A 20,114-nucleotide genomic window follows, 5' to 3' on the forward strand; every position below is an offset into this window, starting at 1 on the left:
CCGCGCCGGCTGCGGCCCGCGGCTTATTCCAGCCCCTCTTCCATCACCGCTTTTTTGATCTCCTCAACGCGTTTTCCGGTCTTTGTTTTAGACACTTCCTTTTTCACGTTTTTCCTGCTCTTTGCGGTCTTATTATCCACCGGTTTTTCCTGAACCGGCGTATACTGGAAGATCTGTACGGAAAGCGGAGCCAGTTTAAAGGTGATGGAGTGCTCTCTCTCATCGTATTCCTCTTCCTTGGCCACCTTGAGCCTGGGATTGACCATGCCGCTGCCTCCGAAGGCCGCGCTGTCGCTGTTAAATATCTCTTTATATTTGCCGGGATAGGGCACGCCCACCGTAAATTTCTCATAGGGCACCGTATCGAAATTGCACACCACAAGCAGCGTTTCTTCGGGTTTTTCCGTTTTTCTTAAGAATGCGCAGATGCTCTGCTCCCATCTGGTGCAGTTGATCCATTCGAAACCGTCCGCATCGTGGTCCAAACGGTAGAGCGCAGGATAGCTTCTGTATACCTGATTCAAAGCCTTCACATAGTCCTTCAGCTGTCTGTGTATATCGTATCCCAGCAGATGCCACTGAATCTGGCTTCCCTCATTCCATTCATCCATCTGGCCGAAATCCTGTCCCATAAACAAAAGCTTCTTGCCCGGATGGGTCATCATAAAGCCGTAGGCCGCCCTTAAATTGGTGAACTTATCTTCAATGGTTTCACCGGGCATCTTGCCCACCATGGAGCCCTTGCCGTGCACTACCTCGTCATGGGAAAATACCAGTATGAATTTCTCACTGTAGGCGTAGAGCAGGCTGAAGGTCAGCTCGCCGTAATGATGCTTTCTGAAATAGGGGTCGCACTGCATATAGCCCAGAAAATCATTCATCCAGCCCATATTCCACTTATAGTCAAATCCCAGCGCATCGTCCTCCACCTCACCGGTCACCTTAGGCCATGCCGTGGACTCTTCCGCGATCAGCACCGCGCCGTTCTGTTTTTTCTTAAAGATGGAATTTAAGTGCTTTAAAAATTCCACCGCTTCCAGATTCTCATTGCCGCCGTAGATATTGGGGATCCATTCCCCGTCATTTTTGCCGTAATCCAGATACAGCATGCTGGCCACAGCGTCCATACGGATGCCGTCTGCGTGATACTTCTCCACCCAGAAAAGTGCATTGGCAATCAGGAAATTGGTGACCTGAGGGCGTCCGTAATTGTAGATCAGCGTCCCCCAGTGAGGATGCGCGCCCTTTCTGGGGTCCTTATGTTCATACAGGCAGGTGCCGTCAAAATCCGCCAGCCCGAACCGGTCTCTGGGAAAATGCGCGGGCACCCAGTCCAAAATCACACCGATTCCGTTCTGGTGCATCACATCCATGAAATACATGAAATCTTCCGGCGTGCCGTAACGGCTGGTAGGCGCGTAATAGCCGGTCACCTGATACCCCCAGGACTCATCCAGCGGATGCTCCATGATCGGCATGAGTTCAATATGAGTATACCCCATTTCCTTTACATAATCAGCCAACATCGGCGCCAGCTCCCGATAATTGTAAAATTCCCGGTCTTCTTCCTCCGGGCGCCTCCAGGAGCCCAGATGCACCTCATAGATGAACATGGGCCTGTCCGTTGTATCCGCTTTCTTCCGGCTCTCAAGCCACGCGGCGTCCTGCCACTGATATCTGCCGATGTCGCAGATCACAGAAGCGTTGGCCGGCCTTAGCTCGCAGCAATTGCCGTAGGGATCGGATTTAAGCGAGGGATCTCCTCCCACAAATTTGATCTCATATTTGTAGATCTCCCCAGTCTTTAGTCCCGGGATAAAGATCTCAAAGATTCCCGAATCCTGACACCGGCTCATCTGATGCGCCCTACCGTCCCAGAGATTAAAATCCCCGACCACGCTGACGCGCCACGCATTGGGAGCCCAAACCGCGAAATATACGCCGGGCACTCCGTCCACGGTCATCGGATGGGCGCCCAGCTTCTCATATACCTCATAATGGATGCCGGCGGCAAAACGCTTTCTATCCGATTCCGTCAGCTGTGAGCCGAACCGGTACGGATCTTCCAGCACCGCCTGCGTATCGTTATCGTAAGTGATCTCCAGCGTATATGCTGTCATGGTTTTGCGCGGCAGAAGGGCTGCAAAGAAGCCGGCCTCATCCGCCAGTTCCATCTTATACGCCTTTTGGGACGTGCCCGTTCTCACTTTTATTTCTTTTGCATGGGGGTTGAACGTCTGAATCAGCAATCCGTCCTCCGTAAGATGCGGTCCCAGAATATCATGGGGATGGTCGCACTCCGAGTAGACAATGCTCTCTATCTCCGGCCAGTTCATTAAACGATACAGTTTTTCCTCCATATTATGCCCTCCAAGCCACTCGCGGCCATTCCTGCCCGCTCGATTGATTTGACTTTATTTTATCATTTTGACCGGTATAAAACAAGACCGCTCTTGCAATGTTTCATTGCAGAGCGGTGTGAGTGCCTGAATCAGGTCTTTTTCACAAATTTAGTTTTGCATTTGGGGCAGGTGATTTCGATCTTACCTTTGCCTCTGGGGACGCGGACAGTCTGTTTGCAGTTCGGACATGTGTAGTAATTGTGGTCTTTGTCTTTGACTTTGGTCTTAAATCCTGTCAGACTGCGGCGGATGCCACCGGTCAGATTCATGTATTTGGTGTTCTCTGCGGCCCGCTTATAGATCTGCCGTGAAAACATGCGGAAATACATCAGGATCAGCAGAGCAAAAACCAAAATGTTCATCAGCGGAAAACGCACGAAGATGCTGATGACCAGCAGTACCAGACATACCCCCATCAAAAATTTATTCAGTTGATCCATGCCGTAGCGCCCGTACATGAAGCGCTGTATTTTTTCTTTCATTGACTGTGTCGCCCCTTCTCACTCTGTTTATATTTATTGGAAACAGCCCGGCAGGGGCCGTTTCTGGGTGGTTCGTATTCTTTATTATCCTATAATCTCAAACGGTGAAAGTCAATGAATTTCAGATAAAGGATTGTTAAAATTACATAAATTGCTGTTACTGTCTGGCCGAGGGATTGCTCCGGTAATCCGCGAGAAGCAAATCCACCATGCGGCCGTAACTTTTTATGCCTTCTTCCTGATCATTGATCTTTAAATAGGAATCGTTGACCTGGTTGGAAATCTCCGCGATCTTACCTTTATAGCGGTCCCAGTATTCGTTGTTATAGGCATAATCGGCCCTGGCCGTAGCGTCCAGCCTGTCCCAGAGCATTCTATATTCCGCCTCTCCCTTGCTGTTATACAGCGCGTTGCTGCTGTGTATGTAGGCCAGCATATAGCCGCTGTAGCGAAACTGCGGGTCCAAAGAATCCCTGCAGGCGAGATAGGCGATGAAGTTGGCCTCATCTTCCCGCATAAAGCCCCGCAGATGGGACAGCTCATGGCAGATCGTCACAGGAATATTATAGGCCGGAACATCGCTGTTGTAATTGGCTTCTATCGTAAAGGGGGAGTATATCCCCTGTATCTCCTGGCAGGACAGGAAATCAGAAAAAAGAACGGCTTTGGGCCTGGCATAATAGCCGTCTAAGGACGGATATCTCTCCCCAAGCTTCTGCATCTCCTTAACAGCCTCCCTGCGCACGGCGGCCTCGTCTATCGTTGAGCGGCCATAGGCATCCTTGTCTATAAGCGCCGCATTTTCGTTGATCTTATCCAGCAGATAACCGCAGAGCTCATAGAGTTCTTCTTTGGAGGATTCCCGGGTGGCAATTCCCGCTTCCACAGAAAACGGCAGGCGGTAATAGTTAATGCCGCAGTTCGCTGTATAAAGAAACAAAAGCAATGAGGCAGTAAAAAACACGGTCACTGACAGGTTTAAAACTGTGCGCACCCCCTTTTTCCTCTTCACTGCCAGCCAGATCATGCTAAACAGGATCCAGAGAACAACGCCGGCAGCAGCCGCATATAGGAGCAGCTCCGCCGCGGAAAAAGGAAATAGGGAGAAAAATCTTCCGACCGTGCCTACCAGTTTGGGGTAAACCCTAACAGAGTACCATTCCGCAAACCATTCCGTTTTTCTGGCCAGAAACTGCAGTATCACACTGGCCAGTATGAGTATCGCCGTTGCCGTTGCTCTTTTCATAATTTCCCCCCTGTCACCCTATTTTCCGGCGGTCTGCAGCCACCTTGCCAAAATTTCTTTGAGTTTATCTATTACCACCGGCTTGCCCAGGTGATCGTTCATGCCGCCGCTAAGGGCCGCGGCCACATCCTCTGCAAACACGTTTGCCGTCATCGCCACAATGGGAACCTGCCGTGCATCGTTCCGGTCCAGCGCGCGGATGGCCTTTGCCGCCTCATATCCGTTCATGACCGGCATCTGTATATCCATGAAAATCAGGTCATACCAGCCGTCCGGCACTTTCCGGAACCGTTCTAAAGCCTGCTGCCCGTCCGCTGCTTCTTCCACTTCCAGGGAAAAGCTGCCCAGAATTTCCCGGGCAATCTCCCGGTTCAAATCGTTGTCCTCCACTAACAGCACCCGCTTTCCGTCATACATTTCAGAAGCAGTCTCTGTCGTTTTCTCTTCCGATCGCTCTGCCGGCGCTGTTTTCCGGATGTCCTTCTTTAACTGCAGCAGGACGGTGAACACCGTGCCCTTTCCCTTAACGCTGTCCACTGTAATGTCGCCCTGCATCATACCGGCCGCCATTCTGGTGATACACAGCCCAAGGCCCGTGCCTGCTTCCTTTCCGGTCATGCTGTTATCTTCCCTGCTAAAAGGCTCAAACAAATGCTTCTGAAATTCCTCGCTCATGCCGATGCCGTTGTCTCTGACCTGAAACTGGTAAAATCCATATCCGGCCATTTTTTCAGGCTGCTCCTGCATAACCACCTGAATACGGCCGCCCTCCGGCGTGTATTTAACCGCATTGGACACCAGATTCACAAAAATCTGCTGCAGCCGCATCCGGTCCGCCAGGACATGGGGGCTGCTCACACTCTCAAAGGAAAGTGTAAGCGACTGCCCTTTCTTCTCCGCGTTGGGCCTTAAGACTTCCACAAAGGACCTGAGAGCTTCCGCCAGATTAAGGGGTTCCTCGGTCAGATCCATATGCCCGCTCTCCAGCCTGGACATATCCAGCACTTCATTGATGAGTCCCAGAAGATACCCGGAGGAGGATTCTATTTTATCCAGGCAATCCTTCAGACGTTCTCTGTCCTCCAGATGCATCCGCGCGATCTGTGTCATGCCGATGATGGCGTTCATGGGCGTGCGGATATCATGGGACATGCTGGATAAAAAGATACTCTTCGCCTCGTTGGCTTTTCTGGCGCTCTGATACGCATCCTCCAGCGCCTGCTTCAGCTTTTCGCTGCGCATCCGGCTCTCATGTATATCCTGGATTGCCACCGTCACCAGTTCCGGTACCGCGCCCCGCTCCTGCGCCTGAATGAACTGCAGCCGCACCCATCTGCCGCCGTCCGCCTCCTCAAGCAGGCACTCCCGCTCATAAAAACCTCCGTTTTGCGTCAGCAGGCCGGCCATTCCGTCAAGCTTTCCCGCCAGACGGAAATTGGCCCACTCCCCGGATTCCATGCGGCTTTTTAAAAAGGAATAGGTAAATTCCTGATATCTGCCGTCCTTCACCTCCGTAAACAGCGGCGCTGCCGACGGATTTCTATAAACCACACGGCAGCTTCCCCGGCGCAGGTCCACCTGCAGGATCACTGCCGAAGCGCGCTCCAAAGAATGCAGTACGCTCTGATGCTCCTGGCTTGTCTCCTGCAGCACATTCAGAAGTGACAGGCTGTCCGTCTCATCCGTTCCCTCTGTCTCATCCGGTCTTTCCGCCGCATCCTCCGTCTCCGGACGGTTTCCACCGTCTTCCTTTAAGTACTCCTGATACAGCTCATATAAGGTGCGCTGCCGGCCGGTTTCCAGCAGATATTCCAGGTCATCTCTCAAGCCTTTATCCTTTACAATCATCTCCACCAGATCCGGGTTGTAGGAACTGCCGCTGCCTTCCTCCAGTTCCGTCAGGATCTCCTGAAATGATTTCGCCACCCGATAATTCCTGTCCAGCCGGTCTGTGGCCGCCTCCATCACATCTCCCAGGCGGATCAGATCGATAAAAAAGCGGACCGGAGAAACGGTATTGTCAAACTCGGCGGGATAACCGAATTTTCCGTCATAAGACTTATGATGTCCCAGGATCACATCTCCATACTTTTTCATCCAGGGCGCATTTTTTACAATTTCATATCCAGCCCCGGGATGGCTGCGGATAATCTCCCATTCCCGCAGTGTCAGCCTGCGCGTCTGCTTGCCGATAACATCATCGATATGGAGCTTGCCGATATCAAAAATCATCGCAGCATCGCCGGCGAAGCTTTCCATTTCCCCCCGCCGTCTAAGCACCTCCACAGCGGAAGCTGTGCCAAATACCCCCGTCAAAAGTCCGGGCTTTTGGTCCAGCACCGTCTCCAGAATGCGCAGCACAATCTGCCGCACCAGCATGCCGTGTAAAAGCGCAGTCGGATTTCTGGCCACCGTCACTTCAATCACATACTGAAAATCCTGTGCATCCTCCGGCAGATAAGGCATCAGCTCCTGCAGATTGTCCTTGATCGTACCGTCCACATAAGACAGATTACGGGTGCGCGGCAGCGAGCGGATAAAGGACAGAAACCTTTCAGAACAGCTTTCCCACAGGGCCTCTCTGTCCGGAAGCTTCAGATTCCGGTCTGCCAAAAGCATTACCAGACCTGATACATGATACAATCCAACCTGAAACAGACGGCTGTCATAAAACGCGCCGTCCCTGTCCATTTCATCATGCGCAAACACATAGTCACAGTACGCTTTATATTCCAGGATATACCGTTCTTTTTCAAGCTCTCCGGACAGATATCTGCACCTTAAAACATTGCAGAAAATCTCATCCTTCATTTCATAAGGATTGGGATTTTGGGCAAGGCTCTCTTCATACAGCCGGTTTAGCACCTCTCCGGCTCTGGTGAGGAAAGCAGGATCTGCCGTTTCTTTTTCCATGCTGCAGACTCGGTTCCCCAGCACATCATGGCAGAGCTCCTCCACCAGCTCATCCAGATCACACCGCTCTCCGTCCAGACTGCGCACCGTCTCATCCCGGTAAAATGCGAGCGCCTCATCCAGCGCCATGAGCAGCACACTGTCTTCGACTCTGCGCCAGTTTCCCAGAACGGCCGCATAGTTATAATAAGAATACAGAATTCTGCTTCTCGTCTCCCAGTCCTCAAATTCCGTGTAACGGGGCCCGAACGTCCGTATCTGTTTAAAATAATCCGCGCTCTTTTTCCCTGCCTCCCAGGATTCCAGCCGGTTATAAAATGCGCCCAGAAGGTTTAATGCCTGAATCAGAGAAGCATCATCGCCATTTTTACGAAAATGGCGTTCCAGCAAATGCGTCACTTCCACACAGGCCAGATCATCCTGATAACCGCCCTTTTCACAGATCCTGATTTCATCCAGAAAAGCTGCTGCAAGCGCGTCGCTGCAGCGGCTTTCTTCGCTTAAAAACGGCCGGACATACATATTCAGAAGCGCCTCGTTTTCAATATAAAGGCGGCGCATCTTTCCTGCCCGCTTCCGGAACTGATCCACCAGATCTTCCTGATCTTTGGCATGAAAAAGCGCTTCCCGCACCCGCTGTTCGATATCCAGATTTTTTCTGTACTTCGCATAAAATTCCCTGATATTGGCTTCTGCAATCATGGTTTCCTCTGTTTTCTTTCGTGATCCGGTTCGCTCCCGTGAGGAATTCACGTTTTCATTGTACTTTCCATTATAAGTTTTAACTGCGGCAGTGTCAAACTTTCTTCGTATTTTATTGCAATGTTAGTGTCAGTTTTTTGACTTTGTATATTGAATTTTCGACCTTTCACGGTTTATGTTTGACAATTGCGTTTTTATTTTACTACAATGAACTTAAACCAATAACAACGGAGGGGAACTACTGCTATGAGTTTACAGATGTATGACCGGCTGCTGTGGCCAAACGGAAGAAGGAAGGCATTTACGCTCAGTTATGATGACGGGGTTACACAGGATATCCGTCTGATCGAGATGATGAATCAATTTGGTATAAAGGGGACTTTCAATCTCAATTCCGGTCTCCTGGGACAAAACGGCACGGTTCGCGCAGGCAGAGAGGAAGTTTCTCACAATAAGTTAAAGCCGTCAGAAATTGGAACTGTGTACAGAGGGCACGAAATTGCCTCACACGGTCTATATCATTCCTCAATCTGTCAAACGGATGCAGCACGCTGCAATTACGAGATATTGACCTGCCGAAAGGACCTGGAAAGCCTGCTTTCCCATCCCGTCACAGGATATGCTTATGCCTTCGGCGCTTACGATGACACTGTCCTTCAATCGCTTCATAATTGCGGCATCACTTATGCCCGCACCATTCAGGCGACACACTCCTTCGAAGTCCCCGGGAACTTTTTGATCTGGAATCCCACCTGTCATCATGACGATGAACTGCTCTTTGTACTGACGGATCAGTTTCTCGGCGATTCACGGTCCTTCCCTCTTATAAAACTGTTTTATGTCTGGGGACACAGCTATGAATTTGACCAAAACCATAATTGGGAACATATGAGAGAGTTTCTTGACAAGATATCCGGCCACGATAACATCTGGTATGCCACAAATATAGAAATCCGGAATTATGTGGCCGCATACCGTCAGCTCTTATTTTCCGTGGACAGCAGCACAGTCTTTAATCCCACCTGCACTGCTGTATGGCTTGGCGCAATCGCATCGGATCAGTCTGTGGAAGTAAAACCGGGACGCACCACAAAGCTACCCGCGCCCATCCCGCTGTAATATGGACAAAAGCTGCTTTCGACTCAAGCTATTCAAACTCTATCACTCTGCCTTCCCGTGCCGACCGAAAACATGTCTCCATGATCCTAAGAACGCGCAGGGCGTGATCCGCGGTTACGGTCTGCTGCGCAGTACCCAGGCATGTCTCCACAAAATTCCTGTACAGGGCATTGCGGTCAAAGTCAAATCTCGGCAGGGGAAGCTCCTTTAATGTCTCTCTGCCTCTGGGAGCCATTGTTTTGCTCAAGCCGGAACCTGCCATCACAGGCACCGTATCTTTATCTTCCCAGCTTGACAGGCGCACCATCCTGCCGTCACAGTTCCAGCTGTCAATCTCCGCTGTCCCGTGATCCGCATACAGGTTCCAGAGAGGGAGGCGGATAAAATGACAGGTATCCACCTCCAGCCTGACGGTCAGGCCGCTCTCAAAAGTGAAATGGATAAATACATTGTCGTCGCATTCCCGGTTTGTTATATACTTTAAATCACAGTATATGCGCCGCAGCCGTTCCGGGATCATTTTCACGGTCCGGTCGATCACATGCACTCCCCAATCGTACATCATCCCCCCTCCGCATTCCCTCCTGCTGCGCCAGTCGCCCGGTATTCCCCGGGCTCCCATAATCCTGCACCTTATTTCAAACGTCCTTCCCAGGAGGTTTTCCTGGTAGATTTTGCGGATGATTAAATAATCCTCATCCCACTCTCTGTTCTGGCGAGGGTAAAAAACTCTGCCCGCCGCCTCTGCCTCTTTCATCACTTCGGCAAGATCGGCACTGCACATCATCACGGGCTTTTCACATAGTATGTGTTTTCCTGCCCTTAAGGCTTCCATGGCCATGGATTTATGCAGATGGTTGGGAGTCGCGATCAGAACCGCATCCACACTCTCATCCGAGAGCATCGCCGCATAATCCTCATAGACAAAAATCCCTTGTTCCCTTGCCCAATCCCGGCGTGACTGGTCGATATCCGTAACACCGGAAAGCTCCATCATGTCACCGATCCTCGTTGTCATCGCGCTGTCCGGCATTTTTGCATCTGCAACGTTCCCGTTATATACGGTATCCCCGGTTCCGCTTTTGAGCGCTATAGCATGGCCGCTTCCCATTCCTCCGCAGCCCGCGATACCGATTCTGAATTTGTTCTCCATATTTACATCCGCCCTTTCGCTTTGCTTTACCACCCCAGAATCTTCAGATATTCCCGGCTTCTCCTCGCACACTCAAGGCTGTCCGTTTCATAGTGTTCATCCTGTTCTACGACCGCCCATTGGGCGCCCGCTTTACATGCGGCTTCAAGAACCGGCTCCCAGATCATCTGTCCGAATCCAACGGCCCTGAATCCAAAATAACCGGTCCCGCCCTCTTCTGCTTCTTCCGTCTTAAGCCCGATCAGTTTGTACATATTTCTGACTTCGCCTTTTTTAATATAATCCTTTAAGTGCACCACAGGAATACGGCGGTCATACTTTCCTATGTACTCTACAGTCCTTCCTGTGGCCACATCGCACCAGCAGGTATCAAGCTCCGCCATCAGATATTCATGGGGAATCATCTCAAACATTCTGTCATAACCGTATTCTCCATCCAGCAGCCTCACAAATTCAAAGTCATGGTTATGATAGAGCAGCGTCATCCCTGCCCGGTGTACTGTCTCGCCGATCCTGCCTAAAGTTTTCATAAAGCTGTAAAAACCGTCAGGGTTGGCGGGCCGGTATTCCTCTGCCATATATGGCATTACGAGGTATTTTACCCCTATCTCCCTATAATCGCTGATCACCTCTAAAAGGCGGCCGCACATCTCTGCAAACGGGACATGGGCGCCTAAAGGCACCAGGCCCACACGATCAAGAACTTCCCTTATAAACCTTGGTTCCAGTCCGTAGAGCCCGGCAAGCTCCACCCCGTCATAGCCCATCGCTTTGATTTTCTCCATCACCGGCTCAAACTCTCCCGGAAAGTCCTCCAGTCTGTCCCGTATGCCATACAGCTGTAATCCGACCGGTAATCTGTTTTCTCCCATCCTCACTCATCCTTTCACAGACCCAATAGTAATTCCTTTTACAAACGACTTCTGAAAAAACGGATAGACGAGGATGACCGGCAAAACGCCGACCACAGCAAGCGCCATCCGAATCCCCATTGACGGCAGATCGGTAACATCCACCCCTACCCCATTGGCGATCTGATTCTGCAGTGCGCTCACGCTGTCGAGCACATTTTTCATATAATTCTGAATCCCGTACAGATCAGTCCTCTTCTGAATATAATAAACGCCGTTCGTCCAGTTATTCCAGTATCCGATAAATGACATCAGCGCCAATGTCCCGATAATCGGTTTGCTAAGCGGAATTACCACATGGATCAGAGACTTAAACTCCCCCGCCCCGTCAATCAGCGCGGCCTCAATCACCTCGTTGGCCACGTTTGAAGTGATATAGGTCCGCATCATGATCACATTAAACGGATTCATCAAAAGCCCCGGAATAATCATTGCAAACAGCGAATCCTTAAGATGAAACAGTCTCGTGTAAATCATATAGGTCGGAACAAGCCCCCCATTAAACAGCATCGTAAAGAAAAGGAAAAACGAGATGATCTGCTTCCCCGGAAGATATTGCCTGGAGAGCGGATATGCAAACAGGACCGTCAGCGTTATGCTCGTGAGCACACCGGTTCCGGCTATGATGATGCTCATCATGTACGCCCTCAATACGCCTTTGCTCGCCGCCATTAAATATCTGTACGCATCCAGATTTGCCTCCCGTGGAAAAAGCGAGTAGCCGTGCTCGATCAGTTCCCTTTCCGTCGTAAATGAGCTGGCGATCAGAAGCCAGAACGGCACAATGCATGCGATAATTAAACATATCAAAAACACATACTGCAGCGCAATAAACAATCTGCTTTTTGTAATCATGTATGATCCCCCCTTCCCTAAAACAGAGAGCTCTCTTTATCAACTTTTCTAACGACAGCGTTTGTGGTAACAACGAGAATAAATCCCAGCACGGACTGAAACAGTCCGGCTGCCGACGACCTGCCGATACTGTTTTGTTCCAGCAGAGCCCTGTATACAAATGTGTCGATGGTCTGCGTAGTCTTATAGAGCAGTCCGCTGTGCATAGGCACCTGATAAAACAGGCCGAAATCAGAATAGCAGATTCTGCCCACCGCCAGAATGAGAAGAATGATGATTGTTTTTTTCATGCAGGGCAGCGTGATCCTGGCGATCTGCTGCCACAAAGATGCACCGTCCACCACGGCAGCCTCATAAAATGTCTTGTCGATCCCGATCAGGGTGGAATAGTACAGGATCGACGTGTAACCGATGGACATCCATAAATATACGACGGTCAGTATCACCGGCCAGGGCGCGGGGACATTGTACCAGCTGACCGGATCCATATGTAATATTGGCAGAACAGTATTGTTCATAAATCCGTTCTGTTCATTCAGAAACGCATATACAATATAGGAGATGATAATCGTAGAAAGCAAATACGGAATCAAAATGATTACCTGGGCTGCATTTCTGAAAAACCTCTTCCGAACAGTCTCCAACGCAATCGCCACAATCAATCCGAACAGATTTCCCAGAAGGATAAACGCGGCATTGTAAAGGATTGTATTTCTGAACATGATATACGCGTCTTTCGACGCAAACAAATAGGTGAAATTCGAAAATCCCGCCCAGGGACTCTTTAAAATCCCCACTGAGTAGTCTACTTTTTTAAAGGCTATCAGGACTCCAAACATGGGCAGATAATTGTTGATTATCAAATACACAATCCCCGGAACCAGCATTAAATAGAGCGGCCAGCATTTTCGAATACGGCGAATCAACTTCTTTTTATCGCTCCTCATTCTTCCTCTCCTCTAATCATGGCCTGCTTTTGTGCAAAAAAGAGGCCTGTGCTTCATCAATTCAGGATCCCTTTAAAGGAAATCGTCTTTTGTCTTGTCATCTCTTCCAGAGTAATCACCGCTCCCTCTCTGCCTATGCCTGAATATTTATATCCACCGAAGGGCTGATGTGCGAGACGGTAATTGCCGCTTCCTCCGATGATACACGCCCCCGCCTCCACGCGGTTTGCCACCTTCATCGCCACCTCCATGCTGGATGTGATCACACCCGATGAGAGGCCGAACACCGTGTTATTGGCAATCTCTATGGCTTCCTCCATGGTATCAAACGGGATAAGCGGCCATACCGGCCCGAAGCATTCCATATCCTTCGCAATATCCGCGTCTTTCGGAACCGCCATAACCGTAGGTTCCACAAATGCACCTTCTCTCCTGCCGCCGAGGAGCAGCCTGCCGCCCTGGGCGACGGTCTGCCTAATCTGCCGCTCAACTTCGGCCGCATCCGCCTCGCGGACGCAGGGCCCCATTTCCACCTCAGGGTCCCTGGGATCCCCCATCTTTATCTTTGACAGCCGCTTCACAAGATCGCTTGAGAAGCGGTCAAAAATACCCCTCTGCACCAGGAAGCGTTTGCTTGCGCAGCAGGTCTGCCCGGCGTTCCCGATCCTTCCTGAAACCGTCTCATCAAGCGCCTTTTCATAATCGGCGTCATCAAAGATGATGAGCGGATCATTGCCGCCCAGTTCAAGGGACACCGGACGCAATGCTTTGGCGCAGCATTCGGCCAATAAGATGCCCACCTGCGTGCTGCCCGTAAAGCTTACCGCTGCCACTCGCGGATCCGCAGCCGCAGCCGCGCCGATAACGCTTCCCTTTCCCGTGATACAGCAGACCGCATTTTCAGGCACGCCGGCTTTATACAGCAAATCCACGATCCTGATGGCGCTTCTCGGCGTCTTGGACGAGGGCAGCAGCACAACCGCATTTCCCGTCACCAGCATTGGCGCAAGCTTATGCGCCGCCAGCTCACAGGGATAATTAAAGGGTACAATATTGGCAAATACCCCAAGCGGTTCATGGACCGTCATCACCACATCCCCCTGGGACCTCGCCTCCCCGTTGTACGGAAGGGTTTTTCCATAAAACGTATATGCCGCGGCGCAGTATATTCTGAAAATAGCCGCATTGGCAAACACTTCCGTTCTGCACTGGCCGATGGGTTTTCCCCCCTCTTCACACATCACTCCGGCGATCTGATCAGCCTCTTCTTCTATGAGGCAGGCATATTTTTCTAAAATCCTGATTTTCTCATGAAGAGGGACCTCCTTCCATTCCTTCTGCCCTTCCACCGCCAGGGCAATCCCTCTGTCAAGGTCCTCAAGCGTCGCGGCCGGAACCGCATCCACCGTTTTCCCGGTAGCAGGATTCACCACTGCCATCGTCGCTCCATCCGATGCGTCCACATATTTACCGCCAATCAACATCTGCATAAAGCCACACCTCCCCTTTTTTCCGTAACATACTTTCCACTCTGCGCATTGTCTCAAGACACATCTGGCCGTTATGAAAAGGGCACTTTCCGAGATTTAACTTATCAAAACCGTGCTGGCCGTCAGAGACATGGCCTCCCGTCCCATCGGATAAAATATTGTTATACCAATCGCCGGTTTCCCTGTTCACAAACCATTTGTCTATAAATGCGATCTGCCTCTCACAGGCGGTCAGATACTTCTCCTCTCCCGTGAGATCATAGCCGCACAGCATGGCGGAAACCGCTTCCGCCGCAGCCCACCACACATGTACCGGGCTCGTCTGCCCTGTCACAAGATCAATGCCGTTGTACATGCATCCGTTAGGATCAAACGCTTTATCCACGATATCCCCCAGCACCTCTTTCACAACCTCATATGCTTTGCCTCTAAGCGCTTCATCCTCCAGCTCATCCGCGGCGTTAATCACAAGATAGCTTAGTTCACAGTCATGTCCGTAGCTCTGCGAATGGCCGAACCGTTTCCCGTCTTTTGTCACTAACGTCATGAAGCTGTGATTTTGTTCGTCATACAGCTTATACAGCAGAAACTCTATCAGGTCTTTCAGGGAATCCGCCGTCCTCCTGTCATGGGTCGCCTGGTAGAGGCGCAGATACGCCTGGCAGAGGTGGTGGGCATACATGACGGCGTCATCGGGCAGTTTGACGGATACATTTCTTCCGTTATCGAAACCGGGTTTAGGCGTCCAGTCCCTGCATAAAGTGGCATAATATATGCCGGGGGCCATCTTTCCTTTCGTCTCCATCAGCTCAAAGGCCTCCATGCACATTTCAAGCGCTTCTTTCTCTCCTGTCGCATGATAGTACTCCGCCAGTCCCATGATAAAAAAGGCTTCGCAGTAATTCGGCTTTATATCCGAAAGAACCGTCCCGTCCGCAGCCACTGTGGTATAGGCCCCGCCATACTCACTGTCATAAAAGTGAGTTTTCAGTTCATCATAGGCATATTTTGCGCGGTCTAAATAGAGCTGTCCTCTGCATTTTCTGTATGCGGCCGAGAAGACATACAGCATCCTCCCCAGAAGCGTCAGGCCTTTGGGTTCTGCGGGCCTGCGCTCCCCCTCAAGCGTAACAACGCCATAATATCCGCCGTTTTCCCGATCCATTATGTATTCGCTGCACCACCACGGCAGTATGCAGCCCACCAGGTTCAAATGCGCCCAGGTGCTGATCCTTTGCAATCGCATCTCCTCCATATAATCTTAGCACCTTTCATCAGTCTATAAACAGACGCTGTACAAAAGCGTGGGCGCTCTTGCGCCATGTCTGCCATTCATGGACACCGTCGCACAGGAAATATTCGGCTTCTATCCCGTTATCTTTAAGCTCCTGTATCTCGCCGGGCAGCTTCTCTCCGCCCTCAAGCATCCCTTTGCTGTAGAATAAAAGCTTATGCTGGCTGTTAAACTTCTCTGCGTTTTCAGCCGCCGTAAATTTTGCGGTACTCACCTCCGGAAAAGCGTTTCCGACTGTACCGCTGAAAATTCCAATATAATCAAACCACTCCGGATTTTGAAACGCTGTCCACTGGGTCTGATAGGATCCCATCGACAGGCCTGCGATGGCTCTTCCGGCTTTGTCAGACACGGTCCGGAAGCGCCTGTCAATAAACGGTATGCAGTCATCCAGCAGCAGTCTCTCTATATGTCCCGGCAAAACGCCCTCCTGCCTGCTGTCCGGCGCATAGGCATGGCCGAAATTGGCGACCGCAATCATCTCCTTACATTTGCCTTCCGCTATCAGGTTATCCAGAATCAGATTGATCTTGCCCTGCCAGAACCATCCGGTCTCATTTTCTCCGCCGCCATGTAAAAGATACAGCACCGGATAGTGTTTCTCCGTATCTGCATCATAGCAGGGCGGCGTATATACCCAGCAGCTGCGGAGTGTACCGGTAAAGGAGGAGCGGTAATATTCGCACCGGACCGCGCCGTGGGGCACATCCTTAAAATCGTAGAAATCAAATTCCGGGTCGGGCACATCGACAAAATTACATAACCGGTTGTGCGCATAACAGATCGGCGCATGCTCATACAGATGTTCCCTGCCGTCGAAGAAGTAATAGAGGAACTGTACGCCTGCAGGGATTCCCGGAATCAGTGCCTGCCACCAGCCGTCCTTTGTCTTATGGAGAGCATGCTTTTCCTGCCCCCATCTGGTGTTGCGCGTTCCGCTCACTTCCACGCTCTGCGCATCCGGCGCGTAAACATTAAACTCCACGCCCCCATCCCTGAATTCGATCGCCCTTAGCTGGCGCACATACGCCATCCGTCTGGGTAATTTGCCGTCCGGCGAGGCCGGAATGATTCCCATCCACATTTCTGTCTCCGCAAAATTAAGGGGACTTGCATTCAGTGTGTCATACTTATTCTTTTCCATGGCATTCTCTCCCAATGATCCGCTGCCCGCTAAGGGGGCCGCACAGTATAAAGTTACTCAAAGTCAACTACCGCGTTGATCTCCCCGCTGTGAAGAGCCGCTTCCATAATCTTAAGAACCCTTAGCGCTTCTTCTCCTGTCACGAGCTGTTCTGCCTTCCCTTCTATGCAGTCCACAAGATTGCGGTACAGCGCATTGCGGTCATAAATCGGCCGTTCCAGCTCCACAATCTCATTGTCCATCGGGGGCGCTGCAAACCAGCTCGGGCCTTCCCCACGCTTAACAGCCGGTTTCCTGACCGGGAGGGAATTAAAATCCCTGACAAAACCGGGGTCCCGCGGCTTAGCCTTGATGACTTTTGCGCCTTCACCGGTGAATGTTATAACCTCGCCGATTCCTTTCGTCCCATTCAGCCGCCAGCCCGGAACGGGAGAATCAAAATGTCCGGCCCCGCTCTCGATATACGCGATAAATCCGTCTTCAAATATAAGCGTCAGATTGAATCCTTCATCGACATCGCTGCCCGTCAGGTTGATGATCTGGCAAAAAATCTGCTTGATCTTTGATTTGTTCATCTGAACAATCCGGTCAATCAGGTGCACACCCCAGTCCAGCATCATGCCGCCGCCATAGCGCTTTTCGCTTCTCCAGCCAAATGGGCCGTCCGCTCCGCCGCCGCCGATTCTGTTTTCCAGACTTAAGGGCCTGCCCGCCAGCTGCTCATCATACATCCTTTTCACCACCAGATAATCCGGATCCCATCTGCGGTTCTGCCGGGGATAAAATACCTTTCCCGTCTCTTTCGACACCTTTAGTACTTCCTCCAGCTCCGATGAGACAGGCGTTACCGGTTTCTCGCAGAGCACATGCTTGCCTGCCCGCATCGCTCTGACCGCCACTTCTGCATGCAGATGATTTGGCAGCGCGATCAGCACAATGTCAACTTCAGGGTCCTCTAAGACTTCCTCCAGGGACTGATAAACATAAAACCCTTCCTTCCTGGCCCACTCCTGTCTCTTCACATCGATGTCATAGATTCCTGAAAGATGAAGGATTTTAGAGATATCCGTAGTAACCGCTTCGATTTCATCGTCGATCATCTGTGGCAGCTGCCAATCCGTGTAGCCGGTCCCGTAACCGATTGCCAAGGCATGGCCTCCTCCCATGTTTCCACATCCAATAATCGCAATATTCTTCATAACAATCCCCTTTCTGATTCTCAAGTTACGTAACAGTCTGAACTGCTACAAATTTATAATGCGCGCAGGTAACCTGCATCTGCCGCCAGTGTCGTAAATATATCCCCCGTCCATGCATAATCGCGCTCTACGATATAGATGGGTTTGCAGGGCTGCGCATCTGCCGCCGCCTGCACCGCCTTCATATCTACGATGCCTTTTCCGAGTTCACAGTTGATAGAAAGCATTTCATCAAGCTTTTTAGCCATTTCAGGACTCATCCTGGGCCACCCGGAGATATCCTTCTCTGCTTTTGTATCTTTTTTCGGCGGTTTCATAAATGTGAGCTTCTGTGGAAAATCAAGGGTTTCCTTAACATGGACGAGCTCAAATCTTCCCGAATGTTTCCTTATGTACCGGGCCGCATCCACATCGGCGCGGTATGCCCACGCAATATCGATTTCAAAGGTGACCAGATCCGGATCCGTATTTTCAATCAGGATATCATTGACCATCTTGCCCCCCACCTCGAGAAAATCGTTAGAATGATTGTGATAACCGTACTTCATCCCCACGCTCTTCGCCTTCTTCCCAAGCTCATTGAGCATGCCGGCCGCCTCATAGGCTTCTTCTTCGGTTGTGATCGCCAGGCCGGGGTTGACGATATATTTACACCCTGTCCCGGGAAGATAATTCAGGTTTTCGTCTGTATCCTCCAGTTCAACATGGGAGCTGATCACCTCCATGTTGATCGAACGCAGAAACTCTTTTAATCCTTCCGGGCTGTATCCGCCGTGCAGTCCATAAAAGATTTCGATTCCGCTGTACCCCAGCTTTGCCACACGGGTCATAACGCCCTCATAATCATGAACCAGCTGGCGCGAGAATCCGTCCAACTGCACATAAAATTTGTCCATAAGTCCTCCTTTTTCTGTCACCCTTCAAAGGCTGATGACCTGTAATATCAGATCTTTATGCTATTATTTTACGGTACCGTTTCTCCTCACACCACTCCAAAACTGACCTGGATTATCACTATTTTGATCTGCCAGAGCTAAACCGGATTCGTCAAATATGCATTCATAAACCAGATCTCTGATTCTGGGGTGCACTTCGGAATATACTCCCGCCATTCCCAGTATCTCCTGCGCATAAAACACGCTGATATTGTTCTTAGGATCGATCAGCGCGTAGGCTCCGGCGGCGCCGTCCCAGCCAAATTCTCCCACCGGACTTTTAGACTTAGTCCCGTCTGCAAGAACACGGACCCCTAGGCCGTAGCTGTACCCCGGCCGGAACATCCCCTTCACGGTAAAGTCATCCAGCTGCACAGGACTAAGCAGAGGGGTTCCAATTTTCCTGATGCTTTTTTCCTGGAGAATTCTCCTGCCATTTGCGCCCATACCTTTGCAGGCCAGCGCATCAAGCAGCGCCGAAAAGCCGTTAACAGTCGCAATCAGGCCCGCACCGCCGCTGTCATACTCCTTAGTCAGACAGAAAGAATTATCCGATTTTGGCGACTTTTTTCCGGTTGCAAAATCAATGCTGTACTGGGCGGCAAGCCGCTTTTTTTCTTTGGGGCCCGGATGAAAATAAATATCCGTCACGCCAAGAGGTTCAAATATATGGGTCATGACATAATTACTGAATTTTTCACCCGAAACCTTTTCTATCACAGCCGCTATTACATCATGGCCCAGGCTGTATGCGTATCTCTCCCCCGGCTCATAGAGCAGGGGCATTCTGGCAATTGCGGGCATCATTTCTACCGTACCCGCCATATTGCCGCTCTTCTCCCTAAGTTTTGCAATCGGCTCCGATGCCGTGTTGTACGACAGTCCCGCAGTCATAGACAATAAATTCTCAATGAGTATAGGACGCTCCGCCCTGTGGGAGGGAGCGTTCAGGTCCGGAATGTTCCGAAAATCCCCCAGCTCATAATCGTCGGCAACCCTGACGGACGCAAATTCAGGCAAATATTCGGACAGAAGATCCTGTAAGCCGATCCGGCCTTGTTCAACCAGCTGCATACACGCTGTCACGGTCACGATCTTCGTACAGGAATACAAGTAATATAAATCGTCTTCCGAAACAGGGCGGCTGCATGAGTAGTCGTTGTATCCCTGCATATGGCGGTAGAGAGTACCGTGATTCTTCCTGACGATCAGATCCAGCCCCTTTACATCATGGCTGTCTTTGAGAGATTCCAGATATTCCGTCAGCTTATCAAAATTCATTTTTTCCCTTCCTCTCGTATAAAGGCGCACATTGTTTAAAG

General features: G+C 50.7%; 15 protein-coding genes. 1 reads left to right on the forward strand and 14 read right to left on the reverse strand.

Going from position 1 to position 20,114, the window contains the following annotated elements; all coding sequences use genetic code 11:
• Positions 1–23: 23 nt before the first annotated feature.
• The 4 genes from glgB to DWZ56_RS13655 all read right to left on the reverse strand — a co-directional run bounded on the left by glgB (position 24) and on the right by DWZ56_RS13655 (position 7,745).
• Complete coding sequence (glgB, locus tag DWZ56_RS13640) at positions 24–2,360, reverse strand: 1,4-alpha-glucan branching protein GlgB (RefSeq protein ID WP_118557192.1); 2,337 nt, start codon at positions 2,358–2,360, stop codon at positions 24–26.
• A 131-nt stretch (positions 2,361–2,491) separates the two neighbouring features.
• A complete protein-coding gene (locus DWZ56_RS13645; RefSeq protein ID WP_118557193.1) occupies positions 2,492–2,884 on the reverse strand; it encodes a hypothetical protein in 393 nt (130 codons plus the stop codon).
• A 157-nt stretch (positions 2,885–3,041) separates the two neighbouring features.
• Complete coding sequence (locus DWZ56_RS13650; protein ID WP_118557194.1) at positions 3,042–4,130, reverse strand: DUF3810 domain-containing protein; 1,089 nt, start codon at positions 4,128–4,130, stop codon at positions 3,042–3,044.
• Positions 4,131–4,148: 18 nt separating this feature from the next.
• Entirely contained in the window at positions 4,149–7,745 is a 3,597-nt protein-coding gene (locus tag DWZ56_RS13655; protein ID WP_118557195.1) for an ATP-binding protein, read from the reverse strand.
• 246 nt (positions 7,746–7,991) lie between these two features.
• Here DWZ56_RS13655 and DWZ56_RS13660 point away from each other — a divergent pair, with 246 nt between their 5' ends.
• On the forward strand, positions 7,992–8,864 hold the full coding sequence (locus tag DWZ56_RS13660; RefSeq protein ID WP_118557196.1) for a polysaccharide deacetylase family protein: 873 nt from the start codon (positions 7,992–7,994) through the stop codon (positions 8,862–8,864).
• A 28-nt stretch (positions 8,865–8,892) separates the two neighbouring features.
• On the opposite strand, the gene DWZ56_RS13665 is transcribed toward DWZ56_RS13660, so the two are convergent.
• From DWZ56_RS13665 to DWZ56_RS13710, 10 genes are all read right to left on the reverse strand, one after another.
• Positions 8,893–10,017 (reverse strand): Gfo/Idh/MocA family protein, encoded by a 1,125-nt coding sequence (locus DWZ56_RS13665; protein ID WP_118557313.1) that lies wholly within the window; start codon positions 10,015–10,017, stop codon positions 8,893–8,895.
• A gap of 26 nt (positions 10,018–10,043) precedes the next feature.
• Positions 10,044–10,889 carry a sugar phosphate isomerase/epimerase family protein gene (locus DWZ56_RS13670; protein ID WP_118557197.1) on the reverse strand — a complete coding sequence of 282 codons (846 nt, stop codon included), beginning with the start codon at positions 10,887–10,889 and terminating at the stop codon, positions 10,044–10,046.
• A 6-nt stretch (positions 10,890–10,895) separates the two neighbouring features.
• Positions 10,896–11,783: a carbohydrate ABC transporter permease gene (locus DWZ56_RS13675; protein WP_118557198.1), complete on the reverse strand. Its 888-nt coding sequence runs from the start codon at positions 11,781–11,783 to the stop codon at positions 10,896–10,898.
• Positions 11,784–11,800: 17 nt separating this feature from the next.
• Positions 11,801–12,730: an ABC transporter permease gene (locus tag DWZ56_RS13680; protein WP_199679605.1), complete on the reverse strand. Its 930-nt coding sequence runs from the start codon at positions 12,728–12,730 to the stop codon at positions 11,801–11,803.
• Positions 12,731–12,786: 56 nt separating this feature from the next.
• Positions 12,787–14,220: an aldehyde dehydrogenase family protein gene (locus DWZ56_RS13685; protein ID WP_118557199.1), complete on the reverse strand. Its 1,434-nt coding sequence runs from the start codon at positions 14,218–14,220 to the stop codon at positions 12,787–12,789.
• Entirely contained in the window at positions 14,198–15,460 is a 1,263-nt protein-coding gene (locus DWZ56_RS13690) for an AGE family epimerase/isomerase (RefSeq protein WP_158584585.1), read from the reverse strand. The genes DWZ56_RS13685 and DWZ56_RS13690 overlap by 23 nt, the downstream gene beginning before the upstream one ends.
• Positions 15,461–15,494: 34 nt before the next feature.
• Positions 15,495–16,658 carry an alpha/beta hydrolase-fold protein gene (locus tag DWZ56_RS13695; protein WP_118557201.1) on the reverse strand — a complete coding sequence of 388 codons (1,164 nt, stop codon included), beginning with the start codon at positions 16,656–16,658 and terminating at the stop codon, positions 15,495–15,497.
• A gap of 53 nt (positions 16,659–16,711) precedes the next feature.
• On the reverse strand, positions 16,712–17,857 hold the full coding sequence (locus tag DWZ56_RS13700; protein WP_118557202.1) for a Gfo/Idh/MocA family protein: 1,146 nt from the start codon (positions 17,855–17,857) through the stop codon (positions 16,712–16,714).
• Positions 17,858–17,910: 53 nt separating this feature from the next.
• The gene (locus tag DWZ56_RS13705; protein WP_118557203.1) at positions 17,911–18,753 is read right to left on the reverse strand and encodes a sugar phosphate isomerase/epimerase family protein; all 843 of its coding nucleotides are present in this window, start codon (positions 18,751–18,753) and stop codon (positions 17,911–17,913) included.
• 63 nt (positions 18,754–18,816) lie between these two features.
• Positions 18,817–20,073, reverse strand: a complete 1,257-nt coding sequence (locus DWZ56_RS13710; protein ID WP_118557315.1) for a serine hydrolase domain-containing protein — start codon at positions 20,071–20,073, stop codon at positions 18,817–18,819.
• Positions 20,074–20,114 lie beyond the last annotated feature (41 nt).

It is taken from the genome of Lachnotalea sp. AF33-28 (genome assembly GCF_003477885.1).
Taxonomy (GTDB): Bacteria; Bacillota; Clostridia; order Lachnospirales; family Lachnospiraceae; genus AF33-28.

Coding starts and splice junctions, on each gene's coding strand:
- DWZ56_RS13695 (WP_118557201.1), bottom strand. CDS start 16,658: ATGGAAAAGAATAAGTATGACACACTGAATGCAAGTCCCCTTAATTTT.
- glgB (WP_118557192.1), bottom strand. CDS start 2,360: ATGGAGGAAAAACTGTATCGTTTAATGAACTGGCCGGAGATAGAGAGC.
- DWZ56_RS13660 (WP_118557196.1), top strand. CDS start 7,992: ATGAGTTTACAGATGTATGACCGGCTGCTGTGGCCAAACGGAAGAAGG.
- DWZ56_RS13650 (WP_118557194.1), bottom strand. CDS start 4,130: ATGAAAAGAGCAACGGCAACGGCGATACTCATACTGGCCAGTGTGATA.
- DWZ56_RS13710 (WP_118557315.1), bottom strand. CDS start 20,073: ATGAATTTTGATAAGCTGACGGAATATCTGGAATCTCTCAAAGACAGC.
- DWZ56_RS13675 (WP_118557198.1), bottom strand. CDS start 11,783: ATGATTACAAAAAGCAGATTGTTTATTGCGCTGCAGTATGTGTTTTTG.
- DWZ56_RS13685 (WP_118557199.1), bottom strand. CDS start 14,220: ATGCAGATGTTGATTGGCGGTAAATATGTGGACGCATCGGATGGAGCG.
- DWZ56_RS13670 (WP_118557197.1), bottom strand. CDS start 10,889: ATGGGAGAAAACAGATTACCGGTCGGATTACAGCTGTATGGCATACGG.
- DWZ56_RS13645 (WP_118557193.1), bottom strand. CDS start 2,884: ATGAAAGAAAAAATACAGCGCTTCATGTACGGGCGCTACGGCATGGAT.
- DWZ56_RS13700 (WP_118557202.1), bottom strand. CDS start 17,857: ATGAAGAATATTGCGATTATTGGATGTGGAAACATGGGAGGAGGCCAT.
- DWZ56_RS13705 (WP_118557203.1), bottom strand. CDS start 18,753: ATGGACAAATTTTATGTGCAGTTGGACGGATTCTCGCGCCAGCTGGTT.
- DWZ56_RS13680 (WP_199679605.1), bottom strand. CDS start 12,730: ATGAGGAGCGATAAAAAGAAGTTGATTCGCCGTATTCGAAAATGCTGG.
- DWZ56_RS13655 (WP_118557195.1), bottom strand. CDS start 7,745: ATGATTGCAGAAGCCAATATCAGGGAATTTTATGCGAAGTACAGAAAA.
- DWZ56_RS13665 (WP_118557313.1), bottom strand. CDS start 10,017: ATGGAGAACAAATTCAGAATCGGTATCGCGGGCTGCGGAGGAATGGGA.